Consider the following 25,848-nt stretch of genomic DNA (forward strand, 5'->3'; position numbering starts at 1 on the left):
TTTAATTTATATACCGTCAAAAAATAAAAGGATTAATTTTATATTTTGACGGTTTTAAATGGTTTATTTCATATCGCTGATTATCCATTTAAAACGTTGTTTTGAAAAGTTACTATTAGTGAATTAAATACTATTTATAACAAATAGATAACGTTACTATTCATTGAATCCTCCATTACTTGTTTGTCTAAAAAGCTTAATACATTATCATATTTAAAAATTTAAAAAAGGAGAGAAGTTTCATTGAGATTTATTAATAAAATCGATTTAAAATAAATTTTCATTTTGAATAATGAATTTATCAATTTAGAAAAAAAATAACTTGCGAGCTTTATGATAAATTGCAAATCCTTGAAAAATTAATATACCCTTAATCCTTTTCGCCATCACCTGTAAGCACGCTAACCAATCCACTTTGAACGTTAATCCATAAGTAATTAAAAAATGATTTAGTAGCATCTCTTTCAGCTTCTATGTCTCCGTAACGAAAACCATGATCTTTATTACCATCAGATCCTTTCTTAATAAAAAGGCTTCCAACTGCGGTTAAAATCTGGTTCACTTTGGAACTGTTTTTACGAAGAATTTTAACTTTAAAATCTCCGTATTTCATTTTCATTCCTCCCTTAGAGGCTATTCGATCTCCTTCAAAAGTGAAGTACATCTGTTTTAATGTTCCTTCTGTCAAAACATTCATATTTCGTTTCAAAAATGGATCTAACACAGTAGCAGGCAAATTCATTACAGCTCCTGAAACAAAAACAGCATCAGTTTCATTATTGACATCAAAACTCCAATTTAGTTCCAGGGAAGCAGCTCCCATAAAAGTAGAATTTATTTTGATTTCTGTTTTCTTCGTTTCTTTCCTATTCGATATATTATCCAACGTAGCGGATACCTTTTCAAAATATAATTTTCCTGCGTTACTATCCGTATCGACCCTCTCCGTATACGAGATATAGCCATCTTTAATTTTAGTTTGACTAATCTCTAAATCAAAAGCTAAATTACGTAATGATTTGCTGTACAAAGATTTAACAGATTGATCATCAGGCACCAATTTATCTCGATAAATCTCCAAGTTAGGCTTTATTATTTCTACTAATTCTGCACTACAGCCTATCTTATTTTCTTGTAATTGTAGACCAATCGCATCTATTGTAATTTTAGGAATGCTCAATTTGACATAATCACGCTCCGTTTCCAGGTGCTTAGAAAGCTCTACTTTATCATATTCAGGAATTATTTTAAAATTTCTAAAAACAATCTTATTTTTATTAAGGGTTAAACTATCAATAGCAAATTTTTCAAAATCAGTGTTTTTAAAATAAACTTTTTGAGCCGATATTTTTACATCTTTTAGGTTAAAAGGCAACTCCTTAAAGGGATGTTCAGTACCGTTAAAATTAATAATATTTAGGTTTAAAGATCCAATAGCAACCGTAGCATCCTCTTTATTATTAAGTACTTTCAAACTTCCGTTACTCATTATAATTTCTCCAATATGAATGGCTTTCGAATCATTGTTTGAATGGTCCTTTTCGACTGGCAAACGAAGATCTGGATAGTACGCTAAATCTGGGTTCACAAAAGACAACTCACCAAGAGACAATCGGTCAGTAAAGAGTAAATCATAATAGTCAATACCCCTTAGGTGCAATGCCTCAAAATACAAAACGGAGTGAAATTCGGTTGCTTTTTTACTTCTAATATTAACTGAAACACTATCCAAAACAATAGAACGTTTGAACAAATTAACGTTTAAATCCGTATAATTTAATGTGACGGTAGAAGGGATCTTTTGCTCCAAAAAATTTTTTAAATATCTTTTTGCATACCATGGAACTATGAAAAACCCAGATAACAAAAAAATACCCAAAAATAAGAGTGCAATACTTTTTTTGTTGTTTTTGATTTCCATATTTTTTTATTTTTAAAGACTTTCACATTGCTTTTATATTATAATTACAATGGGCATAACGTTAAACACCTCCTAAAACTGAAGGATAAGATACAAAGAATACGGTACACATTGTACTACTCTCCCTTTTAATATACATTATAAATTGAGAGAAGTAATTAAAACATGTACCGTATTCTATTTCAACCAACGAGGATTTGATTTTATGATTTCATAGCTTATCCTGAATACCTTACTTAAGAACTACATCAATAATTTTTTTGATAAATGCTGGTAAGTCACCAGGATTTCTGCTTGTAACCAATCCATCATCTTCGACAACCTCTTTGTCTTCCCATTGAGCTCCTGCGTTAATAACATCTTGTTTGATACTTTTATACGATGTAACGGTTCTATTGGATATCACACCAGCACTTATTAGCAACCATGGCGCATGACAAATTGCTGCTACAGGTATACCTTCTTTAAAAAATTCTTTAACAAAATTGAGAGCATCCTCATTAACTCTTAATAAATCTGGATTAATTACACCGCCAGGTAACACTAGCGCATCGTAGTCTGCTACAGTAGTATTTTGCACCAATTTGTCTACAACTATAGAAATGCCCCAATCTTTCTCATCCCAACTTTTTATTTCGCCTTCTTTTATTGAAATAATATGCACTTCAGCACCTTCTTTTCGTAAACCTTCTAGCGGCTCAAATAATTCAGATTTTTCAAATCCATCTGTGGCCAATATTGCAATTTTTTTATTATTTAACTTCATCTTAATTATTTTTTAAACTTAATTATTACTATTTAATTACCTCATCATTTATAAGGTTGAATAAAGGTAATATTGAGATTGTATAAGGCCGTGCTCTATCGCATTTTTCATTAACCTGAAAAAATATCCTGTTTATTACTTTTATGTACCCTAGGCTTTACTAATTATATGGTTACCTATTTAAATAAAATCGTTATCTATTTTAGTAAAAAACAAAAAAGTAGAATTGAGCTCTATTTCTATTATTTTATAGTCCATCCAATACCTTGCTAAATTCCAATATATTAAGCAAATGAAAATTGTATAAACTATCACCGATATTTTGTAATTAATTAAGGCGATCTACTTCGTTACTTTGTATTACAAACAATTGAATAGTAGAATTCAGAAAATAAATTCTTATCATTTGATCAAAATAATATTGATAAAAATTAGAATATAATAATAAATAAAAACAAACAAAATGAAAACAGGTAACACAATTATTAGCGTATTAGGTGGAGTTATAGTAGGAACGGCTTTAGGAATTTTATTCGCTCCAGACAAAGGAACAGCAACTAGAAAAAAAATTGCAAAAAAAGGTAATGATGTAAAAGAAGAAGCTATGGGAAGTATTACTGATCTTTTGGGTAACTTATCTGAAAAGTGTAATTCAATAGTCGAAAAAGGAGAAGTTTTAGTCCAAAATGGTATTGAATCCATACAAAATGAAATTGATTCTGCTAAAAAGCAAATGAACTAAAAAATAAGTACAGATATGGAAAATATTGCAACAAACATCGAATTATTATACGAAAAAGCTAAAAACTATGCAGAGGTTAATTTAGAATTAGCGAAGCTTAATACTATTGATAAAACGGCAGATGTAGTTTCGTCTCTGTTGGCCAGATTGTTAGTAATTATGGTTGTTGCAATGTTTTTACTATTCTTTAATATCACGATTGGGTTGTATTTAGGAGAAGTTTTGGGTACCGATTACTTAGGATTTCTGGTGGTATCTAGTATCTATTTAATTTTAGCATTGATCCTCCATTTCAAAAGAGATTCTATCATAAAAGTCCCTTTAACTAATGTAATTATTGCAAAATTATTAAAATCAAAAGTAGTAGCTAATAACTCTAAAGAAAGTACAGATGGCAGCTTATAGAAACCAAAATACAGAACTAGAACATGCAATTACTCGTCTTGAACTACAAAAAGCAATTCAATTACGGGAATTAAAGAAGCAACTCACACTAACCTATGAAAGCGTTAAGCCGTTAAATATTCTAAAAGAATCTCTAACTGATTTGAAACATATGCCCGAAGTAAAAGAAAACCTTGTCGAAACTGCACTCAGTTTTGCCGGCGGATATTTTTCTAAAAAATTGGTAATGGGAAAATCCAATTCTTTGTTCAAAAAAATAATGGGGTATGCTTTACAATATGGTGTCTCTAAATTCATTTCGAACAAAGTTCATACAAAAGCTTAACTCACCCAATAAAAATAACTCTTACTCCCCTATTCTTTTTAATTCATCATTTCGTTACAATATTTGCAACTATAGATTTTATCAAAATTATGAATTTGGAAAGGGACCGATCTGAATAATACTACCTCTATAACTTCTTTTAAATTGGAATTTATAATGGCAAATACAAATAAAATTTTACTCCACAAAAAAAGCCTCTCATTTCTGAGAGGCTTTACTTTCTGGGTGGAAGACGGGACTCGAACCCGCGACACTCGGTACCACAAACCGATACTCTAACCAACTGAGCTACAACCACCATATGTATTGCGGTTGCAAAGATACAACTAAACTTCATATCTGCAAACGTTTTTACAAAAAAAAATAAATAAAATTATTTCAAATCGCTTAAACTATTGACTGCCAAATATCTTTCTACCGTAAAACCTTCAGCATATTCTACTCCTGCTAACCTTCCAAGGTCTCTTGAACGGTAATTTATACTTTCCAAAAAGGTTTTAGAGGTAATTGGCGACTCAGGTTCTTTTGAATTCGGGTCATAAAACTGTGAACCATAAGCCAAAATCGCATCTTCTTTTTTCTTTTCATAACCAGTTATATCCACAACAAAGTCTGGAACAATATTTTTCCATTGAATATAGTGGTACACTAGCTTTGGTCTCCAAGCATCTTGTACCTTACCGTCTACAATTGTTTCTATCATTCGCAAGCCCGACAAAAAACAAGCATCTGATACTAATTTACTACCTTTTTCGTGATCAATATGTCTATCATCAATCGCGTTACACAAAACAATCTCTGGTCTGTATTTACGAATCATTTTAATCACTTCTAATTGATGTTTTTCATCGTTGACAAAAAAACCGTCGCGCATTTCTAAGTTCTCACGAACGGAGACTCCCATAATAGTTGCGGCAGCAGTAGCTTCTTGAAGCCGAATCTCTGCCGTACCACGAGTACCTAACTCTCCTCTAGTCAAATCTACAATTCCTACTTTTTTCCCTAAATCAATCTCTTTTAAAATTGTTCCAGAGCAACCCAACTCAATATCGTCAGGATGTGCTCCAAAGGCTAATATATCTAACTTCATTTTTACTATTTATAATTTATTGCAATCTTTTATTTTTATTTTTGGTTTTATAGATTTATAAAACTCTTTTCATCGTGGTGGCTTTGTTGACGCTTTCTTTCCATTCTTTAGCAGGTACACTATCTTTTGTGATACCACAGCCTATGTACAAATGGGCTTCTTTTTTCTTGATTTGCATACATCGCAGATTAACATACAAATCAGATTTAGTTTGATGCTTATCAAATTCCTTTATATTCAACTCTCCCAAAAAACCTGTATAATAACTTCGATCGTAATTCTCATTATTCAGAATAAACGATTTAGCATCCTCTTTTGGTAATCCGCAAACGGCTGGCGTTGGATGCAAAACTTTAACTACAGCACTCAAATCTGAGTTTTCGTTAATTACCCCTTCAATATCCGTGATAATGTGTAACAACTTACCTGCTTTTAAAGTGTACGGACTAGAAACAGCCACTTCAGATGTTTTATCTTTTAAATTATCTAAGATAAAATCAGTTACAATTTGTTGTTCCTCCTTTTCCTTTGGTTGCCATTCTACCTCATTCACATCATCTCCAATTTTCGTTCCGGCTAGTGCCATAGTGTAAAATCGTTTTTTATTCGCCTTCAACAAGCGCTCGGGACTAGCGCCCATCCACAAACCAATTTTTGGATGGTACCAACAATAGCAAAAGGCACTGGAGTAATTTTGTATTAACTTTTTAAAAACAGTTACCAAATCAAATTCAGGAACAGCTACAATCTCCTCTCGAGACAAAACTACTTTATGAAAAAGCCCATTTTCTATTCCTTCGACCCCTTTAGAAACTAAGTTTTCGAAGTATGATTTCGCATCAGGTTCATCTTCTCCAGCCACTTCAATATCATTGATCGAAAAATCGTTAGAAATAGTAATTTTGGTCTCCCATCTCACTGCTTCCTCTTTGGGAATAAGTAACATTTGATTACCATGAAAAGGAGCAAATACGAAGCCTCTTTCTTTGAAGTTTTCTGCAAAATACAAATGATCGTTATTCTGAAAAAAACCAACTAATTTCTTTTTATTTGGTTTTTTAAAAATAACAAATGGCAAATTTTGAGCTTCTTGTTGTTTTACTTTTATAAAAAAATCAATCATATTGTATACCTAATTGTATTTGTAAAGTCTATTTTATTTAATCTGTGGTTTTTTATCTAAAACGATATTCGAAAGCTTACATAGTGAAATCAAATCACCCGCTTCATTAGTGATTTTAATCTCCCAAAGATGAATCGTTCTTCCTTTATGGATCAATTTTGCTGTGCCGTATACATAACCCTCACGAATACTTTTGAGGTGATTAGCGGAGATCTCAATCCCTCTTACTTCTTGTAAATCGGAATTAATAAAAAAATGAGAAGCAGTACTACCTACACTTTCTGCCAGAGCAACAGAGGCACCTCCATGCAACAATCCCATTGGTTGATGAACTTTAGAATTCACCGGCATACGCGCTACCAAGAAATCTTCGCCGGCATCTACATATTCAATATTCAAAGTTTCCATTAATGTGTTTTTGGAAATGCCATTGCATTTTTCCAAAATCTTGGCTTTGTCTAATGTCATAATTTTAATTTTATAGAACGTAAAAATAAGAAAAAGTTACCGACCAAAATAATAATCACAACTGCTTTTCTACAGGCAAAACTAAAAATCATGTTCAAAACAATTTTCTTTTTTCTTATTTTTACAAAAAACTAATTCCATGCGTCATTTTACTCTCTTGTTATTTATTGGTATCTTACTTTCTATTTGCTCTTGCCGCACAGATTTTGAAACCGTTACCAGTACAGGAGAATTAGCTTTTTCGAAGGACACTATATACTTGGACACTGTATTTACAAACATTGGTTCCAGCACTTATACATTAAAAGTATACAATCATTCTAAGAACGATATTAACATACCAACAATAAATTTGGGCAAACGGTTAAATTCCAAATACCGCATGACCGTAGATGGATTGACCGGTACACAAGGAAAAGAATTCACTAATGTGACTTTACTTGCCAAAGACAGTTTGTATATTTTTATCGAAACTACCGCTTCAGCAAGTGATGCCAATTCAACCGATTTTTTATATACGGATGAAATCCAATTTGGTGGTGGAACCAATCTGCAAAAAGTAGCCTTAGTAACATTAATTCAGGATGCCGTATTCTTATACCCTCAAAAATTTACAGACGGCACCACAGAAACGTTAATTATTAACGATGAAAAAACATATGGATTTTACCTAGACGAAAATGATCCTACCCATGGAAACGAACTCAACTTTACCAACAAAAAACCCTATGTTGTCTATGGATATGCTGCTGTTCCTGAAGGAAAAACTGTCACCTTTGATGCTGGGGCTCGTGTGTACTTCCATGCCAATTCGGGTTTAATTGTATCCAAAGGGGGAAGTTTAATAATCAATGGAACTGCGTCCTCAACAGAAAAACTGGAAGGAGAAGTAGTCTTTGAAGGCGACCGACTAGAGTATTTATACGATGATATCCCAGGACAATGGGGGGCAATTTGGCTACAAAACGGTACGAAAAACAATAGTATCAATCATTTGACTTTAAAGAATGCAACAATTGGATTATTGATCGAAAATAATACAACTGTTATACCTATTAAAAATAGTCAGTTTTACAATTGTACTAATTATGGGATTTTGGCGAAAAATGCAAAAATAAATGGAGAAAATATCGTGATGAACTCCGCTGGACAAGCAAGTTTGGCGTGTACGTATGGTGGAGATTACAAATTCACCCATTGCACCTTCAATAACAATTGGAATGGAAATAGTCCTACTTCAGTCAGTGTGAGTAACTTTGAATCGGGAGCCAATCCAGAGGTAAAGGATCTAACCCAAGCTACTTTTAATAACTGTATTATTTATGGTTCGTATTCAAATCAATTAACTTTAAACAAAAAAGATGGAGCAACTTTTGAATATAGCTTCAATAATTGCTTGATTAAGTACTTTGGGAGTACTACTACTGGCCTGTATCAAGTTACCACAGATACTGCCCATTATACAAACATAATTTTAAACAAAGACCCCGATTTTTACAAAAGCAGTCTTAATAATTTTAATATTGATGCTACTTCTAGCGCTTTCGCAAAAGGAAATACTTTATACTTAATTTCGACAGATATAAATGGTACAACACGAACTTTACCACCGGATTTAGGTGCTTACCAAAATAAAGAATTCCCTAAAAAAACATAAAAAAGTTACCTTTACTTAACACAACTACGTACTAACCATAACCAAGATGTATTATTTTTGCATCCTTATTTGAATACTAATTAATGCGTACATATGAAACTAAATTTACTTTTTCTATCCCTATTACTCACCGTAGTAGGTCATGCCCAAATTCCGGCCAATTATTATAGTTCCGCTACTGGTACAGGCTATACTTTAAAAACCCAATTGTACAATACTATTAAAGACCACACTGTAAAAACATACAGTGAATTATACACGACCTATCAAACTTCGGATAGAGATTATTATTATGAAAATGATGGGACAGTTCTAGACATGTATTCTGAAAAACCATCGGGTACAGACCCTTACAACTATTCATCAGGAAGTACACAACGCTGCGGTTCGTATGCTGTAGAAGGAGATTGCTACAATAGAGAACATATTGTTCCACAATCTACTTTTGGATCTGCTTCTCCAATGGTATCAGATGCACATTTTATTGCACCTACAGATGGAAAGGTAAACGGAATTAGATCAAACTATCCTCATGGAGTAGTTGCTACCGTTGACATAACAACATTAAACGGAAGTAAACTAGGTTCAAGCGCTGTACCTAATTACACAGGACCGGTTTTTGAACCAATTGATGAATTCAAAGGAGATATTGCTCGTATGTACTTTTATTTTGCTACGCGTTACGAAACTACGGTTTCAACCTACCCGTACGCAATGTTTAACGGAACAAGCACTCAAGTGTTCACGACCGATTTCTTGAACATGCTTTTGGCATGGAGCGCAATGGACCCCGTAAATCAAAGAGAAATTGATCGAAACAACGCTATCTATGCACAACAAGGTAACAGAAACCCCTACATCGACCATCCTGAATATGTACAAAAAGTTTGGAATGCAGATCCTGACACACAAGCACCAACAGCCCCTAGTAATTTGATGGTAACAAGTACAAATGCAACAGCAATAACTCTTAGTTGGACTGCAGGAACAGATGATGTAGCTGTTACAAGTTATGCCATTTATGTTGATGGAGTTTACAAATCAGCAAGTACAAAGACAACTGCAACGATTCAAAACCTATCTTCTTCAACTTCCTATTCTATCTACGTACTAGCAAAAGATGCTGCAACAAATGCTTCACCAACTAGTAATACAGTAATCGGAACTACTACCGCTCCCATTATCGATACCGAAAGCCCAACGGCTCCAACCGCTTTGGCTAGTACCTCAAGCACCTCTACATCAGTTACGTTGAGTTGGAGCGAAAGCACAGATAATGTAGGTGTTACTGGATATGATGTATACGTAAATGGTACATTAAGTATAAGTACAACGGGTAATACGGCGCATATTACAAACTTAACAGCATCGACTGCCTATACATTTTATGTAATTGCAAAAGATGCTGCTGCAAACTATTCAACTGCAAGCAATTCTATAATGGTTACTACTCTAGAAAAATCAGCTGTAGCAGAATTTTGCGCCACTGAAAATTTTGATAATGTACCTACCACATCACCAAGTAGTTATACAAATCGCACTTGGACTAGCAACGGGATTACTTGGACCGCTACCGATGCTCGTGCCGACCAATCCTTGAATACAACTAAAGCAATTACTATTCGTAACGGATCTTTAACCTCATCAACAGTAGAAAATGGAATTCATGACCTTAAAGTCACTACTCAACTTATTTACTCGGGTACATCTGGGACATTTATAGTTCGAGTAAATGGAAATGCAGTAGGAACGGTACCTTATAGTGATACTGCCACAACTACCACAATCCCTGGAATTGACGTGACAGGAAATGTGGTGATCAGTTTTACAGACAACAGCAGTAGTAATAAAAACAGAGTAATTTTTGATGATTTGAGTTGGTCTTGTTATACCGAAGATTTGGCAGTGAATGATTTTGATAGAAATACGTTTAGTGTATATCCAAACCCAGTAAACGATCAATTGTTTATTGAAAATGATAGTCAACCGTTTTCAATAGAGATCTATTCTACCATAGGTCAACTAATTAAGAAACAAACTAGCACTGACGGCGCTAGAATTACTGTAAAAAACTTGAACAAAGGAATCTATTTTGTTAAAGTTAAAGCGGGTAAAAAATCAGTAACTAAAAAAATAATTGTGAATTAAGGTCGGTTTCAAAGACAGTTCACGTTTATTAAAAACTATAACTTCCCTATTGTTTACCTAATTATTCTAGGTAAATAAAAGGGAAGTTTTTTTTATGCTTATTTTTCATTATCGAAAGTTAGAATTTGAAGTAGTAGCATATACTCACTAGTGTGGCTTGCGTGAGGGATAGAAATGAAAATCCTTTTTTGAGGCTTTTTTTTGCCTCAAAAAAGATTGTAATGAATAGCCCGGCCCGTAGTTTTTTTACGGAGGGACACGCCCAAAAAAAACAACTATTAAAATGCAATACAATCCCTATTTTTAGTCACTTAAAAATAGGTTTACAAAACTGTTGTATAACCTTATTTTTTTGTTTTATCTTAAATCTAAATTAACTAAATTTGCACCGCAATACAACAAAACTACCATGATGATTCATTTCTTTGAAAACCAAAGCAAAACCATTTTTGCCGTACAGACGCAAGACAAAATTTCGGCTGAAAACATATCAAAATTAAACTGGCTTTTTGCAGACGCAAATAAAATAGAAAAATCCGCTTTGACGGATTTTTTTGTTGGTCCACGCGCCACTATGATTACGCCATGGAGCACCAATGCGGTAGAAATTACCCAAAATATGGGAATTGAAGGAATTATTAGAATTGAAGAATTCCATCCTGCGACTGCAGATTTCAATGATTTTGACCCAATGCTTTCGCAAAAATATCCCGAGCTAAATCAAGATATTTTCACCATCAACATCGCTCCCGAAGCTATTTTGGAAATTGATGATATTGCGGCTTATAACAAACAAGAAGGTTTGGCTTTGAGTCCAGAAGAGGAACAATATTTGAATGATTTAGCGACTAAATTAGATCGAAAATTAACCGATTCTGAGATATTTGCTTTCTCACAAGCAAACTCTGAGCACTGTCGTCACAAAATTTTCAACGGAACTTTTGTAATTGATGGCGAAGAAAAAGATACTTCTCTTTTCAAACTAATCAAGAAAACATCACAGGAATTTCCTGGTGCTATCGTTTCGGCTTACAAAGACAACGTTGCTTTTGTAAAAGGTCCAAAAGTGCAGCAATTTGCACCAAAAAGTGCCGATAAAGCCGATTTTTATGAGACCAAAGAATTTGATTCGGTAATCTCATTAAAAGCAGAAACACACAATTTCCCAACCACTGTAGAGCCTTTCAACGGTGCTGCAACTGGAGCAGGTGGAGAAATCAGAGACCGTTTGGCAGGTGGACAAGGTTCGTTACCACTTGCAGGAACAGCTGTGTACATGACTTCGTACTCGCGCCTTGAAGCCAATCGCCCTTGGGAAGAGGCTATGACCGAAAGAAAATGGTTGTACCAAACACCAATGGATATTTTGATCAAAGCATCTAATGGAGCATCTGACTTTGGAAATAAATTTGGGCAACCGTTAATTACAGGTTCTGTGCTTACTTTCGAACATGAGGAAGACGCTCGTAAATTGGGTTTCGACAAAGTCATCATGCAAGCAGGTGGAATTGGATACGGAAAACTAGAGCAAGCATTAAAACATACCCCACAAGTAGGTGACAAAATCGTTATCCTTGGTGGAGAAAATTATAGAATCGGAATGGGTGGAGCTGCGGTTTCTTCTGCAGATACAGGTGCTTTTAGCTCTGGTATTGAGTTGAATGCTATCCAACGTTCGAACCCAGAAATGCAAAAACGTGCTGCCAATGCTATTCGTGGAATGGTAGAAAGCGATATCAACCCAATCGTATCGATTCACGATCACGGTGCAGGTGGACACTTAAACTGTTTGTCTGAACTTGTTGAAGATACTGGAGGTTTAATCGACCTTGACAAATTGCCTGTTGGTGACCCTACCCTTTCGGCTAAGGAAATCATCGGAAACGAATCGCAAGAAAGAATGGGATTGGTTATCGCTAAAAAAGACATTGACATTTTGCAGCGCATCGCCGACCGTGAGCGTTCGCCAATGTATCAAGTTGGTGATGTAACGGGTGACCACCGTTTTTCTTTCGAATCAAAAACTACGGGTGCAAAACCAATGGATTATGCTTTGGAAGACTTCTTTGGTAGTTCGCCAAAAGTGGTTATCACAGACAAAACTATTGATAGAAAATATACGGAATTAGAGTATTCAGTAAAAAATATTTCCACTTACCTAGAGCAAGTACTGCAACTAGAAGCCGTAGCCTGTAAAGACTGGTTGACAAACAAAGTAGACCGTTGTGTGGGTGGTAAAGTAGCCAAACAACAATGTGCTGGACCTTTGCAATTGCCGTTGAACAACTGTGGTGTTATGGCCTTGGATTATTTAGGTAAAGAAGGAATTGCAACTTCAATAGGACACTCTCCTATCGCTGCGTTGATTGACCCTGTGGCTGGAAGTAGAACTGCCATTGCAGAATCACTTTCGAACATTGTTTGGGCCCCTATCAAAGGTGGCTTGGACGGACTTTCATTATCTGCCAACTGGATGTGGGCTTGTAAAAACGAAGGGGAAGACGCTCGTTTGTACGCAGCTGTAAAAGGTTGTTCTGACTTTGCAATCGAATTGGGAATCAACATTCCGACTGGAAAAGATTCGCTTTCTATGAAACAAAAATATCCTAATGACGAAGTAATTGCACCAGGAACGGTTATTATTTCGGCAGCAGGAAATTGTACAGATATTAAAAAAGTAGTAGAACCTGTTTTGCAAAAAGACGGTGGTTCTATTTACTACATCAACTTGTCGCAAGACGAATTCAAATTGGGAGGTTCTTCTTTCGCACAAACGTTGAACAAAATTGGAACTGAAGTACCAACTATCAAAGACGCTGCTTTCTTCAAAAAAGCATTCAACAGCTTGCAAGAATTAATTGGTGACGACCAAATCTTGGCAGGTCACGATATCGGAAGTGGTGGTTTGATTACTACTTTACTCGAAATGTGTTTTGCAGACGTGAACTTAGGAGCTAAAATTGACTTTTCTGTTTTCGCAGAAAAAGACATCATCAAATACCTTTTTGCAGAAAATATCGCAGTGGTTTTCCAAGCCAAAGACGATGCAACGGTTGAAGCATTATTAAACAAAAACGGAGTTGAATACTTCAAATTAGGAACTGCAACTACAAACGGAATATTAGATTTCGGTCCTTGTGGATTAGACATTGCAAAATATAGAGATATCTGGTTCAAAATTTCTTTCCTTTTAGACCAAAAGCAATCTAAAAACGGAACAGCACAAGCGCGTTTCGATAATTATAAAAACCAAGCGTTACAGTTTACTTTTCCAACTCATTTTACAGGAAAAAAACCAGTAATCGACGCTTCAAAACCACGTCCTATTGCAGCAGTAATTCGTGAAAAAGGAAGTAATTCGGAGCGTGAATTTGCAAATGCAATGTACTTGGCCGGTTTTGATGTAAAAGACATTCACATGACCGACTTGATTTCGGGTCGTGAAAACTTAGAAGACGTACAATTCATCGGTGCTGTTGGAGGTTTTTCTAACTCAGATGTTTTGGGTTCTGCCAAAGGTTGGGCGGGTGCTTTCTTGTACAACGAAAAAGCAAACACCGCTTTGAAAAACTTCTTCAAAAGAGAAGACACTTTATCTGTTGGGATTTGTAATGGTTGCCAATTGTTCATGGAATTGGAATTAATCAATCCTGAGCACGAAGTACACGGAAAAATGTTGCACAACGACAGTCATAAACACGAAAGTATCTTTACCTCTGTTACGGTAAATGAGAACAAATCGGTAATGTTATCTAGCCTTGCAGGTAGCACATTGGGTGTTTGGGTATCGCACGGGGAAGGTAAATTCAATTTGCCGGAAGCCAAAGAAAACTACAACATCGTAGGAACTTACGGTTATGACAGCTACCCAGCCAATCCAAACGGATCTGACTACAATACGGCAATGCTTTGTGACACCACAGGTCGCCACTTGGTAATGATGCCACACATTGAGCGTTCGACTTTCCAATGGAACTGGGCAAATTATCCAAAAGATAGAAATGACGAAGTTTCGCCTTGGCATGAAGCGTTTGTTAATGCTAGAAAATGGATTGAAAATAAATAATAGTAAGATTCAAAAATACGAAAGCGGTAAATTTAGGTTTACCGCTTTTTTTGTAGAATAAATAAAATTTGGGCGTGCCACCATCCCCAAAAAAGAGCTATTTTGTTTGCGCTCAGAGGCTCTTTTTAGGGTATGCTGTCGGGCTTTACGCTATATCTTTTTGGTCAGGCAAAAAAGCCTAACCAAAAAGGATACCACTCCCATCCCTCACGCAAATTGGGCTAGAATTGAAGATTGTAATTTTCAGAAAATAATTTGATGTTTTTTTTGAAAGATGATGAAACCAAGTTAAACTTGTAGATGCAATACAACTTATTAACATCTCCCTATAAACCGAAATTAAATGGAAGGGCTTTGGATTTTACCTTTATATGTATTAATTCCCATTAAAGGAATTACATTAATTATTACTGGATTTTTCACCTATAAAAACACACGAAATCACAACAAGATACTTACAGGAGTGGCATTACTATTAGTCCCCATTGCTCATTTAACTTTAATAAAATTTATAGAAATCAATTTAAAATCAAAGGTTATTGGTGAATATAAAATCAAAGGACATGAAAAAACGGTATTATATCTATTCGAAAACGGAACATTTCAATTACAAAATTCAACAGCGTTTTCTAAAAACGGAAAAGGAACTTGGGATATCTTACGTTGGGATATTGATGAACTAAATTTGCATTTTAAAAATGCACAGGAAACAGAAATTGGATTTGAAATCATGTCTTCTGGAAAACTACGTTCTATTGATTATTCATTTGAAAACAATGAAATCGAATTAATAAAAAAATAAAACCTTATTTTTCATTTGCTAGCTGTTTAGAATGATATCCGTTTTCAATTACAAACAATACAGTGGATGTAATTGATTTTGACATCCTATTGAATAATTTTTCAAAAATTCTTTATAAATAGAAACATGAGATTCGTTCAGAAAGACAAACTTGTTAATGAATACTTTGTGAAACTCTGTGGTAAATCTTTGCCAAATAAAAAACATTTACTTACTATGTAGCTTCATAAAATTAATTACCTCATCAAAACGATCACTCCAAGGCCAAAAATATTGAGTTGCCATGGGTACATGTTTCTTATTCAAGAATATCGGACTTACTTCTGGCTGAAAAGGATGTAAGGCTTTCAGAAATGCGCTATTACTATCTTTTATTGAAGGATAGGTTTTCTCACCAACATACATTAAAATTGGAGGTGTATTTTTATCTATAAAATAAATAGGAGAAGCGTCTTTCCAATTTTCAGGATTATTGGTCCACGTAGCCAAATAGTCATGATCTGTAGTAGGTGGATATTCTTTTAGATAATTATTCATATCCAGTCCTGCAGCATCATTAAGTATTAGTCCAGCAATAGTAGTTGGGTCAGTACCATACTTGGGGTTCATTACTGCCAGGGCTGCTAGATGTCCACCAGCAGAATGTCCTGTTATAAAAATTTGTTTTGGATTTCCATTATACTGGCCTGCATTTACTTTTACCCATTTGATCACAGCAGCAATTTGTTTTGTCATTTCGTCATAATTAGCAGCTGGACTCAACGTATAATCTGGAATTACAGTAACAATCCCTCTACTAGCAAAATTTCGTCCCAACAAATCATAAGTTCCTTTTCGCCCACTATTCCAGTATCCTCCATGAACAAAAATTAAAATTGGTGCAGCTACCTTTGTATTCCTAGGAACAAAAATATTCAGTTTTGGTTCGTTATCTCCATTGATGACAGATGAAGGCAAATAAGACTTGTCTTTAATCTTCTTTGACCTACAACTTACTAAAGAGATTGATAAAACTAAAACAAGAAAACACAATAAATAACGCATATCTTTTTTTAACAAAGATATCAATTTAAAAGTGTACAAGACTCTACAACTACATAAACGGAAGTTAAAAAAACCACAAATGTAATTTTCTTTATTAGTAAAAAAGACATTAAATAAAACAAATCACAACCTATTAACTGCTAAAAATCAGATGATTACAAAATCTATATTATAATATCGTAACTTTAAAAAAAAATCATATAACAGGATTATTTATACATTGAATACCTTTATAATAACTTAAAAACATAAAGATATGAACTCACAAAATCACAATCCACAAAAACCCAATCAAAAAAGTTCTGATAATCGAAGTGACATGAGAAAGCACGAATACAAAGACTTTGAAGATGTATTAAAAAACGATGAAAATTATGATGAGGATACACAAAAATTTAAAGGAGAGCAACCAGATTGGGACGACAAATTAAATAATGAAGAAAAAAAGTAATTGTAAAAACAAAATGCCTCCCTATAGTATAGGAAGGCATTTTTATTATTATTTTATTAATAATACTGAAGAGAAATTAAATATTTACTCTTTATCTTTAAAATACCTAAAAACCAATTGTTTTAATTTTTCCGATTTTATAGGTTTAGTAATATATTCATTTGCGCCCGCCGCTATTGCTTTCTCCTTATCACCAGATAATGCATAAGCAGATTGTACAATAATCATAATCTCTTTATTGAATTTCCTTATTTCTTCCATTGCCTCATAACCGTCCATTTTGGGCATTTGTGCATCCATTAAAATCAAATCAATATCATGGTTATCCTGACAAGCAGTAACTGCTTCAAGCCCATTTTTCGCAATGATAATATCCCTTGAAAATTCTTTGATTACTTTCAAAATTAACATCCTCGAAATACTATCATCCTCGGCAATTAAAATTTTCAACTTTGGATTACAAATCAGACTAAGAGGATTTTTTACTGCTATATTAATTATTTTAGAAGAACCTTTTATATTTTGAAAAGGCAATGTAAAATAAAAAACACTTCCTCTTCCCTCTTCCGATTCTAGCCAAAGTTCTCCACCAAGCATCTCTACATATGCTTTAGAAATTGACAATCCCAATCCTGCACCTTGCTGTGCCATTTTGTTAGCAATATCAGCTTGAATAAACCGTTCAAAAATTGCGGATTGTCTATTTAGAGGAACTCCAATTCCACTATCTTTTACGTAAAATTCTAAAAAATCATTTTTTCTAACATAGCCAAATTCAACAGTACCACTTTGCGTATGATTTATAGCATTTTTTACTAAATTAGTCAAAATTGCAAACACTTTTTCACGATCAGTTGTCATTAAAGCATTTTCATTGGGTAATTCTTTTTTACATGATAATTGAATCTCTTTCTTTTCTGCTTCTAGTGTAAAAAAGTTATTAATATACTCTAGCTGCTCATTAATATTTGATTCTTGGGTATAGATTTCCATCTGACCAGATTCTATTTTTGAGATATTAATGATATCGTTAATAATATTGAGCATTCGAACACCGCTTTTCTCAATAATACGTATATACTTTTGTTGTTTTTTTTCTTTAAGATCGGGTTTTTTTAATAATTCTGCAAAGCCCAAAATACCATTCATAGGCGTACGGATTTCATGACTCATATTGGCCAAAAAAGCTGATTTCAAACGATCTGATTCTTCTGCTTTTTCTTTTGCTATTTTTAAGTCTATCTCTAATTGTTTTCGTTCACTGATATCAAATTCAATTCCGTCCCAGCACACCAATCCATTTATAATTCTAGGTTTAGCAATTGAATAAGACCATCGAATACTTCCGTCGGGATTAAATACGCGAATCTCAACAACATAATTAGACATTGTTTGAATAGCTTTCAGTTCTGCAGCCCTCATGATTGGAATATCATCTGGATAAATTTTTCTATAAATTAAACTAGGATCTTCCATTACTTCTGCAGCTGTACATCCATATAAATCAACAACTGTATCGCTCACATAATTAAATTTCCTATTATCTTCATCAATAGTAACAATCTGATAAATCATACCATTAACCAAATTACCCGCGATTAATTGCAGTTGATTTTCACTTTCTTCAGCTGTTTCTTTTGCGTTAAGCAATTGTTTTGTTTTAATTTTTATACTTTTTCGCAATAATAAAACAAAAGCCAAAGCAATAACAAGCACGCTTAAGGTTCCCCAAATAATCCATTTTAAATAATTTGGCACAACTGTTTTCGGATCTTTTTCCAACCAATGAAAAAGCGATTTGTAGTAACCCGAATCTGCATCATTCTTTAGAGAAGATATATTTTTATCGAATAATGCAACCAACTCAAGATTTTTATTTTTGGTAAAACCAAAATGCAACCCTAACGGCCTAACAACAACTCCTGTTGGTTTGATACTATTTATAAATAAATTTGAAAAAGCAAAAAATCGATCTGCAACAACCACATCAATTTCCTTTTTTTTAAGTGCATTTACTGAGCCAGTGTAGGAATCATAGGTATGTAACTTATACTTAACATCAAATTCTTTTGGTACAAATTCGATCATATACTTTTCTTCGATAGAACCTTTTAAAACACCAACTCTTAGGTTTTCCAAATCTAATATAGAATGTAAATCTAGCTCTCTTCTTGAAAATAATTCTGACCAAGAAGTCATTACAGGTAATTTGCTTAAGGTGAATATTGAATCTCTCTCAGCAGAGAAAACCATATCAGGTAAAATATCTATTTGACCAGTTTGTAATTTTTTATAAAGATGATCCCAAGTATCAAAGTGGTATTCAAATTCTATATTTTCGTTTTTACCTATTTCTTTAATTACATCAATAAAAACTCCATCAGGTTTACCTTGATCGTTTAGAAAAATTTTGGGAGGATTATCATAAACACCTATTTTTACAACTTTCTTTTTTGGACTATTACTACTTTGTGAAAACAGCATGTCAGAAACTCCAAATAGGATCAAAAACAAAAGTACGGGATAGTAAAAATATTTCAAATTCTTCATAATGTGGTATTCGATTCATTTGAGATTACTAAAATAGAAATTCCTAAGTGAAGAATAAACATATCAGTTAAATATCTAATATTTTTGAGGTCTATTTTTGCTTTTTGTTATTTTTTCTTATAAAATTAACAAATTAAAATTTTCATTATTTTAAAAGATTATTCTATAAAGTGAAAAGAAAGTTTTTCAACATCAAGTCGAACAAACCAAATATTTTTAATCATTTTACATTGTTATTCTAATTAGAAATACAAATAATAATAAGAAGTTTATTTAAACACAAAAAAAAATCTGTTCATCAAGACAAGTTTAGTTTTATAAATATTATTATAAGCCAACCAATGTTTATTTATTTTTTAAACACAACAGGAATTAGGTTCACTCATAAATTACCTATGAATTTAAGTTACTAATGGAATCAAATTTTCAAATCATATAAAAAAATTGAATCTTATCAATTCTATAATTTTGATCATTCAAATGATAATTGTCGCCATGATATACACAAAGCATCAAAAGAAAAACGAGCATTCGCAGGACTGGTGCTAGGAAGTGAAATGTATTTTAGATTCTTTTTTTTATCGAAATATTTATTAAAGAGTGCTTCAGATGTTCTACCGTTAAAAGCGATGATTTTCAAATTAGGATGATCTATTAAGAAGCTATCAATATCATTTGGTTCTTCATCTTTTATAGCACTGTCAAGACTTCCCGATCTATTGGCCCTCTGGGCTACATCCCAAAGACCAATTTTTAGTTTTTGTAAAAGGGCTAACTTGTCATTGTAGTTTTTCGGTAGTTCTTTATTAGAAATTGTAGCAATAATTTTCCAAAATCTATTTCGAGGATGACCATAATATTCGTTTACTTCAATCGATTTGTCTCCTGGTAAGGAACCTAGAATTAGAATCTCGGTATTTGGTTGAGAGATTGGTTGAAATGACGATTTTGTATTGATTAAAGAAGTTTCTGTTTTTTCAATTTTTGTTTTGTCTATTCTCATTCTTATTGTGTTGTTGGACTATACAAAGATACACAGAGAAGACATATGGATTTTCTCTAAAGCTCATAAGAAATCACAAAAAGTACTTTTCTTAAAGAAACTCAATCTGTCATAACGAAGAACAAGTCAATAACGGTTGCTAGATCAGGTTATGTACCTATTTTGTATACTTCATTTTAAGAAATTACCTTGTACTTGATAATGACTTTTTTTACTGATTAATTTTGTAGCGCTTTAGAATCGAAATCTTTTTGTTTACCTCATTGAAAGAATCTTATACTATATTTATAAACTCAAGAATACTACCACTACGTTGCGTGAAGGATAGAGGTAAGCTACCGAAGTAGCACCGAAAGCCTGACAGCAGTATAGAAAGGGGCTTTGTGTGCGCAGATAATCATTAGCCCCTTTTTATACTGGTGGCACGCCCAAATAATTGTTATTATTCGAGGCATTGTTTTTTGAACTTTGTAACTTTGGTTTTTTAAACAAAACGATATTATGAGTCAAGAAATAAGAAACCTAGAACCACAGGCTTTGTGGAATAAATTTGCTGATTTGAATGCAGTGCCACGTCCGTCTAAAAAAGAGGAACGTGTGATTGAATTTATGAAAGATTTTGGATCTAAATTGGGTCTTGAAACTTTTGAGGACGAAATCAGAAACGTGATTATTCGTAAACCGGCTACAGCGGGGATGGAGAATCGCAAGATGGTGACGTTGCAAGGGCATCTTGATATGGTACACCAAAAGAATAATGATACAATCTTTGATTTTGATACACAAGGAATAGAAATGTATGTTGATGGTGACTGGGTACGTGCCAAAGGAACAACTCTTGGTGCTGACAATGGTCTTGGAGTTGCTGCGATTATGGCGATTTTGGAAAGTACTGATATTCCCCATCCTGCAATTGAGGCTTTGTTTACCGTTGATGAGGAAACAGGGATGACTGGTGCTTTTCATTTAAAAGCAGGTATTTTGCAAGGGGATATTTTGCTTAATTTGGATACCGAAGAAGATAACGAAATTGGAATTGGTTGTGCGGGTGGTATTGATATTACAGCCGTGGCAGAATACGATGAGGAACCTACACCAGAAGGATCTATTGGGTACACAATTACTGTTAAGGGCCTGAATGGTGGACATTCTGGAATGGAGATTCATAAAGGTTTGGGGAATGCTAACAAGATTATGAACCGCCTCTTGTTTGATGGTTTTGATAATTTTGGCTTACAAATTTCGACAATTAAAGGTGGCAGTTTACGCAATGCAATTCCTAGAGAGAGTGTAGCTGAGGTAATTATTGCAGCTGTTTACGATGAAGCTTTTGAGTTTGACATGCAACAGGTGGTAAACGAGGTGAAAAACGAGTTAAAAACCATGGAACCCAATCTAGAAGTAGTTTTCGAGAAAATGAAAAAGGCTCCAAAAGCAGTAATGCCATCTATGGCGCAATACTATTTTGTCCGCTCCATGTATGCTGCACACAATGGCGTGTATAGCATGAGTGCTGATTTTGATAACTTAGTAGAGACATCAAACAATATTGCGATTGTGACTGTTGGCGAGGGTAAACTTGAGGTAATGTGTTTGACGCGTTCATCAGTTGAAACGGCAAAATATGATTTGGGAACGAGCTTGCAATCAGCTTTTGAATTAATGGGTTGTGAAGTCGAAATTAGCGGTGCCTATCCTGGATGGACTCCAAACCCAGATTCGGCTATATTAGCTGCTTTATTACCTATTTACGAAAGATTACATGATGACAAACCAAACGTTGCTGCTTGTCATGCAGGACTAGAATGTGGTATCCTAGGGGTGAATTATCCAGAGATGGATATGATCTCGTTTGGACCTACGATTCTAGGTGCGCATAGCCCAGATGAGAGAGCAAGTATATCGTCTTCTCAAAAATTCTGGAAATTTTTATTGGCTATTTTGGCAGATATACCAGTAAAAAAGTAAGATATTCTAAGTCCTATTTAAGGATTTTATTTAAGACCCTTAAATAGTGAAGATTTGAATTTTGAAAAATACTATATAAAAAACTCGCTTATCACTAAGCGAGTTTTTTATTGTTTTGATTCGTGATAGTCTTTGTTTCCAAACTGAAAATTACGACTAAATATTAGTCTCTCTTTGCACTGTTCTTTTTATCGCGTTTCTCCTCTTTCTTTTCTTTAGCTGTTTTAAGCGGCTCTTTTTTTACTGTTTTTTTTGTGTCTTGACCTTTTGACATAATAATAGTTTTGTTAGTGGGTTTGAAGTAAATATAATTAATTAAGCAATACAAAGGTCGTTTTACTTCATAATTTTAATCTAGTAAATATAGTTGTTATAGGTGGAATTATTTCATTTAAGATGTGGGCAATATCCTTAACTACTATTAGAAAAAAAATCCTAAAAACACAGCTGCATTTTCAGGATTCACTAATAAGGCCTTTATCTTTTTAAAATTTTGTATTCTTCATAACAACCACTTATGGCATCCATAATTTGGAGATCGTTGGCGGTTTGTATAAAAGATTCCGAGTAGTTACATCTTTGCAAGATTTCTGGAATCTCTTTTTTGTCAAGACCAAGCAATATAGCTAGTGTCTCACGGTCAAATTTGGAAGCTAATAAATTTCGGACGGTATCATCCTTTTTCATATCCTTCAACTTCTTGAATTCTTTTGCTTTATTACTAAAAGTATTATAGAGCATATCGGCTGGATTAAAAATAGAGCCTAAAATTTTATTGAAAGCGTTTGGTGCATATTCTCCAGTTTCATAAGCACTAGTTAAACCAGAAATACTGTAACGAAAATTCTCTTTTATTGGAATTGTTTTCGAATCTACCTCCAAATAGCCGGTTAGATTAAAGGGATTAATAACTACTTCTTCAAGCGCAATAGCTCTTTCTGTTAAGAAAATTTTGGCAACTTTATTTTTCAACCAGTCATTGGTTACTTTCACCCTTAATGATTGAAAGCCTAATAGCGAAATATGTAAAGTATCGTTAGGTTGAACATCTATTTCAAAATATCCTTTAGGATCGGTTTGAGCACCTCTCACCTTGTTTATATTGATGACATTGGCATCTTTTAACGGAAGCTTAGTATTGTCATTATAAATATACCCAGTAACTTTTTGAGAAAGAGAAGTCTCTTGTGCTTGGGTAACAAAGGATAGTATTAAAAAAAAGAAAACTACAAAATATCTCATAAACTGTTTTAAGACTCTAAAAGTAATAAAACGGCAGTAGATATTTTGTAGTTTCAATGTATAATTACAAGAAAATTAACAAAAAAAATTAATCTCTTCTTGGTCTTCTTGGTCTTGGTGCATCACCAAAGCTTTCAGAACGTCTTGGTGCTCTATCTGAAGAACCTTCTCCTCTTGAAGAGCTTCTTCCGCCAAATCCACCTTCTCTTGGAGCTGAACTTCGACCTCCGAAACCACCTTCTCTAGGAGCAGAGTTTCTGTCAGATCTAAATCCACCACCACCAGAACCTTCACGTCTTGGAGCAAAGTTCCCTTCTCTTCTTGGTGCAGAACTTCTTCCACCAAATCCGCCACCACCACCAGAACTTCTTCCGTTGTGATCACGTCTTCCGCCACCATCATTTTTAGAAATTTCAACATTGATACGACGTCCTTCTAGTTGTACGTTGTTCAATACTTCCATTACTTTATCTGTATGTTCTGGATCGGTGTTAAAGAAAGAGAAACCTTCTTTTACATCTACTTTAAAGACATCATCACGACCTAAGTCTAATGTTTCTTTCAAGTAATCTTTCAATGACATCCAGTCAAAATTATCTCTTGATCCAATGTTTACAAAGTATCTAGTTGCACCACCAGCATTACCACCTTCTCTTGGAGCGCTATCTCTTTCACGTCTGTCACCAGATTGAGTAGAAATATCTCTATTTTTCTTATAGTAGTTGATGAAACGGTTGAATTCTACAGATACAATTTTCTTGATCAATTCTTCTTTCGATAAATCTTCAAGAACATTGTTAATTGCAGGCAAGTAGTTGTCAATTTCGTGATCAACTTCTGTGTCTTTAATTTTTGTAGCTAAGTGCAACAATTGAATTTCGCAGATCTCGATTCCAGAAGGAATAGTTTTTTCTTCGAATTTTTGCTTGATGATTCTTTCGATTGAAGAAATCTTACGCAATTCACTTTTAGTTACAATAACAATAGAAGTACCTAATTTACCAGCACGACCAGTACGGCCAGAACGGTGATTATAAGTTTCGATTTCGTCAGGTAATTGGTAGTTTACTACGTGAGTAATGTTGTCAACATCAATTCCACGTGCAGCAACATCTGTAGCAACAAGCATTTGAATTTGACGACCTCTAAAAGATTTCATTACACCATCACGTTGCGCTTGAGATAAATCTCCGTGCAATGCAGCAGCACTGTACCCATCTTCTACTAGTTTTTCGGCTACAGCTTGTGTATCACGTTTTGTTCTACAGAAAACCACCGAAAAAATATCTGGGTTACTATCTGCCAAACGTTTTAAAGCTTCATAACGATCACGTGCATTTACTAAGTAAAATTCGTGAGAAACCGTTGCAGATCCTGAGTTTTTTGCTCCTACTGTAATTTCAATAGGGTCAGTCATAAATTGTTTACCAATTCTTGCTACCTCAGCTGGCATAGTTGCAGAGAACAACCATGTACTTTTACTATCAGGTGTAGTTGATAAGATGTTTACGATATCTTCGTAGAATCCCATGTTCAACATTTCATCTGCTTCGTCAAGAATACAATAGTTAATTTGAGTAATGTTTACCAATCCTCTATTAATCATGTCTTGCATTCTACCTGGAGTTGCAACAATAATTTGCGCTCCTCTTTTAATGTCTCTTGCTTGTTCTGTAATACTAGCCCCGCCGTAAACTGCTACCACATTAATACCTTTTTCGTATTTTGAGTAGTTTTTAAGTTCGTTGGTAATCTGTAAACACAATTCGCGTGTTGGAGATAAAATTAACGCCTGTGTATTTCTATTGTCAGCATCAATTTTCTGAATGACTGGAAAACCAAAAGCTGCCGTTTTCCCTGTCCCTGTTTGAGCCAACGCAACTAAATCTGTGTCTTTTTCCAATAATAGGGGAATCGCTTTCTCCTGTACGTCCGTCGGATTCTCAAATCCTAGATCTAAAATCGCCTTCAGTAACGATTCACTCAATCCTAATTGTTCAAATTTATTCATATGTAATTTTAAATAGGGTGCAAAAGTACCGCAAATTATTGAAATAAACTAATGAAATTCTAAGTT

Annotated in this window: 19 protein-coding genes and 1 tRNA gene; 9 read left to right on the forward strand and 11 right to left on the reverse strand. The window is 34.1% G+C overall.

What is annotated here, in order from left to right; translation table 11 throughout:
• Window positions 1–370: 370 nt before the first annotated feature.
• Window positions 371–1,921, reverse strand: a complete 1,551-nt coding sequence (locus M2326_RS11300) for an AsmA family protein (protein ID WP_264619669.1) — start codon at window positions 1,919–1,921, stop codon at window positions 371–373.
• A gap of 232 nt (window positions 1,922–2,153) precedes the next feature.
• Window positions 2,154–2,687 carry a type 1 glutamine amidotransferase domain-containing protein gene (locus tag M2326_RS11305; protein ID WP_264619670.1) on the reverse strand — a complete coding sequence of 178 codons (534 nt, stop codon included), beginning with the start codon at window positions 2,685–2,687 and terminating at the stop codon, window positions 2,154–2,156.
• Window positions 2,688–3,150: 463 nt separating this feature from the next.
• Here M2326_RS11305 and M2326_RS11310 point away from each other — a divergent pair, with 463 nt between their 5' ends.
• From M2326_RS11310 to M2326_RS11320, 3 genes are read left to right on the forward strand one after another with little or no spacing between them, the layout of a single operon-like run.
• Complete coding sequence (locus M2326_RS11310; protein WP_264619671.1) at window positions 3,151–3,429, forward strand: YtxH domain-containing protein; 279 nt, start codon at window positions 3,151–3,153, stop codon at window positions 3,427–3,429.
• A gap of 15 nt (window positions 3,430–3,444) precedes the next feature.
• On the forward strand, window positions 3,445–3,834 hold the full coding sequence (locus tag M2326_RS11315) for a hypothetical protein (protein ID WP_264619672.1): 390 nt from the start codon (window positions 3,445–3,447) through the stop codon (window positions 3,832–3,834).
• Window positions 3,821–4,159, forward strand: coding sequence for a hypothetical protein (locus M2326_RS11320; RefSeq protein ID WP_264619673.1), 339 nt, complete (start codon window positions 3,821–3,823; stop codon window positions 4,157–4,159). The genes M2326_RS11315 and M2326_RS11320 overlap by 14 nt, the downstream gene beginning before the upstream one ends.
• Window positions 4,160–4,382: 223 nt before the next feature.
• Here the strand turns inward: M2326_RS11320 and M2326_RS11325 are convergent.
• From M2326_RS11325 to M2326_RS11340, 4 genes are all read right to left on the reverse strand, one after another.
• Window positions 4,383–4,458 (reverse strand) — tRNA-His (locus tag M2326_RS11325).
• A gap of 74 nt (window positions 4,459–4,532) precedes the next feature.
• Window positions 4,533–5,249, reverse strand: a complete 717-nt coding sequence (gene bshB1 / locus M2326_RS11330) for a bacillithiol biosynthesis deacetylase BshB1 (RefSeq protein ID WP_264619674.1) — start codon at window positions 5,247–5,249, stop codon at window positions 4,533–4,535.
• A gap of 55 nt (window positions 5,250–5,304) precedes the next feature.
• Window positions 5,305–6,372: an isochorismate synthase gene (locus M2326_RS11335; RefSeq protein WP_264619675.1), complete on the reverse strand. Its 1,068-nt coding sequence runs from the start codon at window positions 6,370–6,372 to the stop codon at window positions 5,305–5,307.
• Window positions 6,373–6,405: 33 nt separating this feature from the next.
• Window positions 6,406–6,840, reverse strand: coding sequence for a PaaI family thioesterase (locus M2326_RS11340; RefSeq protein ID WP_319800843.1), 435 nt, complete (start codon window positions 6,838–6,840; stop codon window positions 6,406–6,408).
• A gap of 139 nt (window positions 6,841–6,979) precedes the next feature.
• On the opposite strand from M2326_RS11340, the gene M2326_RS11345 reads away from it, so the two are divergent.
• The 4 genes from M2326_RS11345 (at window position 6,980) to M2326_RS11360 (ending at window position 15,513) form a co-directional block, all read left to right on the forward strand.
• A complete protein-coding gene (locus M2326_RS11345) occupies window positions 6,980–8,497 on the forward strand; it encodes a right-handed parallel beta-helix repeat-containing protein (RefSeq protein WP_264619676.1) in 1,518 nt (505 codons plus the stop codon).
• A 93-nt stretch (window positions 8,498–8,590) separates the two neighbouring features.
• Complete coding sequence (locus tag M2326_RS11350) at window positions 8,591–10,645, forward strand: endonuclease (RefSeq protein ID WP_264619677.1); 2,055 nt, start codon at window positions 8,591–8,593, stop codon at window positions 10,643–10,645.
• A 412-nt stretch (window positions 10,646–11,057) separates the two neighbouring features.
• Window positions 11,058–14,711 (forward strand): phosphoribosylformylglycinamidine synthase, encoded by a 3,654-nt coding sequence (purL, locus tag M2326_RS11355; protein ID WP_413603268.1) that lies wholly within the window; start codon window positions 11,058–11,060, stop codon window positions 14,709–14,711.
• Between the two features lie 343 nt (window positions 14,712–15,054).
• Window positions 15,055–15,513: a hypothetical protein gene (locus M2326_RS11360; RefSeq protein WP_264619679.1), complete on the forward strand. Its 459-nt coding sequence runs from the start codon at window positions 15,055–15,057 to the stop codon at window positions 15,511–15,513.
• Window positions 15,514–15,720: 207 nt separating this feature from the next.
• On the opposite strand, the gene M2326_RS11365 is transcribed toward M2326_RS11360, so the two are convergent.
• Window positions 15,721–16,572, reverse strand: a complete 852-nt coding sequence (locus M2326_RS11365; protein ID WP_319800844.1) for an alpha/beta hydrolase — start codon at window positions 16,570–16,572, stop codon at window positions 15,721–15,723.
• A gap of 241 nt (window positions 16,573–16,813) precedes the next feature.
• Between M2326_RS11365 and M2326_RS11370 the strand changes: the two genes are divergently transcribed.
• Window positions 16,814–17,008 carry a hypothetical protein gene (locus M2326_RS11370; RefSeq protein ID WP_264619680.1) on the forward strand — a complete coding sequence of 65 codons (195 nt, stop codon included), beginning with the start codon at window positions 16,814–16,816 and terminating at the stop codon, window positions 17,006–17,008.
• 84 nt (window positions 17,009–17,092) lie between these two features.
• Here M2326_RS11370 and M2326_RS11375 read toward each other — a convergent pair whose 3' ends face one another.
• The gene (locus tag M2326_RS11375; RefSeq protein WP_264619681.1) at window positions 17,093–19,558 is read right to left on the reverse strand and encodes an ATP-binding protein; all 2,466 of its coding nucleotides are present in this window, start codon (window positions 19,556–19,558) and stop codon (window positions 17,093–17,095) included.
• Between the two features lie 472 nt (window positions 19,559–20,030).
• Window positions 20,031–20,561 (reverse strand): DNA-deoxyinosine glycosylase, encoded by a 531-nt coding sequence (locus M2326_RS11380; protein ID WP_264619682.1) that lies wholly within the window; start codon window positions 20,559–20,561, stop codon window positions 20,031–20,033.
• A 501-nt stretch (window positions 20,562–21,062) separates the two neighbouring features.
• Here M2326_RS11380 and M2326_RS11385 point away from each other — a divergent pair.
• Window positions 21,063–22,529: an aminoacyl-histidine dipeptidase gene (locus M2326_RS11385; protein WP_264619683.1), complete on the forward strand. Its 1,467-nt coding sequence runs from the start codon at window positions 21,063–21,065 to the stop codon at window positions 22,527–22,529.
• A 477-nt stretch (window positions 22,530–23,006) separates the two neighbouring features.
• Here M2326_RS11385 and M2326_RS11390 read toward each other — a convergent pair whose 3' ends face one another.
• Entirely contained in the window at window positions 23,007–23,771 is a 765-nt protein-coding gene (locus tag M2326_RS11390) for a carboxypeptidase-like regulatory domain-containing protein (protein WP_264619684.1), read from the reverse strand.
• An 88-nt stretch (window positions 23,772–23,859) separates the two neighbouring features.
• Entirely contained in the window at window positions 23,860–25,782 is a 1,923-nt protein-coding gene (locus tag M2326_RS11395; protein ID WP_264619685.1) for a DEAD/DEAH box helicase, read from the reverse strand.
• Window positions 25,783–25,848: the final 66 nt, after the last annotated feature.

It is taken from the genome of Flavobacterium psychraerolatum (assembly GCF_025960985.1).
Taxonomy (GTDB): domain Bacteria; phylum Bacteroidota; class Bacteroidia; order Flavobacteriales; family Flavobacteriaceae; genus Flavobacterium.

What these genes read in the sequence shown, in the direction of transcription:
- M2326_RS11360 (WP_264619679.1), top strand. Translation starts at nt 15,055, where the DNA reads ATGGAAGGGCTTTGGATTTTACCTTTATATGTATTAATTCCCATTAAA.
- M2326_RS11395 (WP_264619685.1), bottom strand. Translation starts at nt 25,782, where the DNA reads ATGAATAAATTTGAACAATTAGGATTGAGTGAATCGTTACTGAAGGCG.
- M2326_RS11305 (WP_264619670.1), bottom strand. Translation starts at nt 2,687, where the DNA reads ATGAAGTTAAATAATAAAAAAATTGCAATATTGGCCACAGATGGATTT.
- M2326_RS11300 (WP_264619669.1), bottom strand. Translation starts at nt 1,921, where the DNA reads ATGGAAATCAAAAACAACAAAAAAAGTATTGCACTCTTATTTTTGGGT.
- M2326_RS11320 (WP_264619673.1), top strand. Translation starts at nt 3,821, where the DNA reads ATGGCAGCTTATAGAAACCAAAATACAGAACTAGAACATGCAATTACT.
- M2326_RS11340 (WP_319800843.1), bottom strand. Translation starts at nt 6,840, where the DNA reads ATGACATTAGACAAAGCCAAGATTTTGGAAAAATGCAATGGCATTTCC.
- M2326_RS11315 (WP_264619672.1), top strand. Translation starts at nt 3,445, where the DNA reads ATGGAAAATATTGCAACAAACATCGAATTATTATACGAAAAAGCTAAA.
- M2326_RS11385 (WP_264619683.1), top strand. Translation starts at nt 21,063, where the DNA reads ATGAGTCAAGAAATAAGAAACCTAGAACCACAGGCTTTGTGGAATAAA.
- M2326_RS11310 (WP_264619671.1), top strand. Translation starts at nt 3,151, where the DNA reads ATGAAAACAGGTAACACAATTATTAGCGTATTAGGTGGAGTTATAGTA.
- M2326_RS11390 (WP_264619684.1), bottom strand. Translation starts at nt 23,771, where the DNA reads ATGAGATATTTTGTAGTTTTCTTTTTTTTAATACTATCCTTTGTTACC.
- M2326_RS11345 (WP_264619676.1), top strand. Translation starts at nt 6,980, where the DNA reads ATGCGTCATTTTACTCTCTTGTTATTTATTGGTATCTTACTTTCTATT.
- bshB1 (WP_264619674.1), bottom strand. Translation starts at nt 5,249, where the DNA reads ATGAAGTTAGATATATTAGCCTTTGGAGCACATCCTGACGATATTGAG.
- M2326_RS11375 (WP_264619681.1), bottom strand. Translation starts at nt 19,558, where the DNA reads ATGAAGAATTTGAAATATTTTTACTATCCCGTACTTTTGTTTTTGATC.
- M2326_RS11380 (WP_264619682.1), bottom strand. Translation starts at nt 20,561, where the DNA reads ATGAGAATAGACAAAACAAAAATTGAAAAAACAGAAACTTCTTTAATC.
- purL (WP_413603268.1), top strand. Translation starts at nt 11,058, where the DNA reads ATGATTCATTTCTTTGAAAACCAAAGCAAAACCATTTTTGCCGTACAG.
- M2326_RS11370 (WP_264619680.1), top strand. Translation starts at nt 16,814, where the DNA reads ATGAACTCACAAAATCACAATCCACAAAAACCCAATCAAAAAAGTTCT.
- M2326_RS11335 (WP_264619675.1), bottom strand. Translation starts at nt 6,372, where the DNA reads ATGATTGATTTTTTTATAAAAGTAAAACAACAAGAAGCTCAAAATTTG.
- M2326_RS11350 (WP_264619677.1), top strand. Translation starts at nt 8,591, where the DNA reads ATGAAACTAAATTTACTTTTTCTATCCCTATTACTCACCGTAGTAGGT.